Source organism: Gandjariella thermophila (assembly GCF_005405885.1).
In the GTDB taxonomy this organism is placed as follows: Bacteria; Actinomycetota; Actinomycetes; order Mycobacteriales; family Pseudonocardiaceae; genus Gandjariella; species Gandjariella thermophila.
In genome coordinates this window covers 1-1,220 of sequence record NZ_BJFL01000120.1, presented here as the reverse complement: position 1 = coordinate 1,220, position 1,220 = coordinate 1, and the positions used below count along the sequence as shown (strand labels likewise).

3 protein-coding genes are annotated in these 1,220 nt (G+C 55.2%); 1 reads left to right on the top strand and 2 read right to left on the bottom strand.

What is annotated here, in order from left to right; translation table 11 throughout:
* Positions 1-240: helix-turn-helix domain-containing protein (locus tag FFT21_RS28560; protein WP_137816991.1), on the bottom strand; the 240-nt coding region annotated here is incomplete at its 3' end.
* Positions 241-351: 111 nt separating this feature from the next.
* Positions 352-630: a hypothetical protein gene (locus FFT21_RS28555; protein WP_137816990.1), complete on the bottom strand. Its 279-nt coding sequence runs from the start codon at positions 628-630 to the stop codon at positions 352-354.
* A 254-nt stretch (positions 631-884) separates the two neighbouring features.
* Here FFT21_RS28555 and FFT21_RS28550 point away from each other — a divergent pair.
* On the top strand, positions 885-1,220 hold a 336-nt coding region (locus FFT21_RS28550), incomplete at its 3' end, for a helix-turn-helix domain-containing protein (RefSeq protein ID WP_137813421.1).

Sequence of the window (1,220 nt, the reverse complement as noted above, 5' to 3'; positions counted from 1 at the left end):
CAGCGGAAGTATGGATCGATAAACTCTCGATACGGTCGACTGGCTGACTCCGAACAGGTCGCCCACAGCCGCCTGGTTCAGATTCTGCCGGACGTATACCAAGGTGAGTACGACAGCGCGATATAGTCCCACCACCGGAGGCCAGACTTGCTTTTTATTGCAGGAGGCGATCTGCCAAATGCGAGCAACAAGCTCCTCGATCTGGTCGGCAGCAAGTCCTGTAGTAGACTGGTAACGCAACGGCCCCGCCTGTAAGTCGTGTTCTGTGGTAGGAAAACGATCTTATCTGATCGGGGTCGTTGCCCTACTTTGAGGTGATCAAGCCGGCCTGAATAACGCTCACATTCTGCCCTAACTATCACTCGTTCGACCGAAGGGGAATTCATCGAGAGCCATCCAGCCACCCTCTAGATCTTTCATATCGTTGATCCAGATGGCGTCTGCACGGTGTTCCACGAAGAAACGGTCGTCATCATCAAAGTACGGGTCGACATCGCGCCGTGTGTTCACTTTGAGACCGCGGGCTTTGATCATACGCCCGGCTTCAGTTCTATTCCTGGCAACTACGGCCACTCGGGCGACCGTGCACAGCCCGTACGGATTTTGAATGATGAAACTGAACGCAGGCACTCTGGTCACCTCCGCCTCGCCTTGTAGTAGAAGTGGCGCGTGTGAATAATCTTAATGTATGGCGTCTTCGTCACATTTGCCTACCCGGACGTATCCTACGGGGCGCCACCAAAGGGAAATGTCGACTTCTACGACGAAACGCAGTTCTTCACAGAGCGTTATTCAGGCCGGCTTGATCACCTCAAAGTAGGGCAACGACCCCGATCAGGTAAGATCGTTTTCCTACCACAGAACACGACTTACAGGCGGGGCCGTTGCGTTACCAGTCTACTACAGGACTTGCTGCCGACCAGATCGAGGAGCTTGTTGCTCGCATTTGGCAGATCGCCTCCTGCAATAAAAAGCAAGTCTGGCCTCCAGTGGTGGGACTATACCGCGCTGTCGTACTCACCTTGGTATACGTCCGGCAGAATCTGAACCAGGCGGCTGTGGGCGACCTGTTCGGAGTCAGCCAGTCGACCGTATCGAGAGTTTATCGATCCATACTTCCGCTGATCGGGCAGGCGTTGTGCCTGCACGTTCCGAACCTCGAAGAGGCGATCCGCGGCCGACTCGTCCTGGTCGACGGAACCGATGTGCCCACCGGCAAC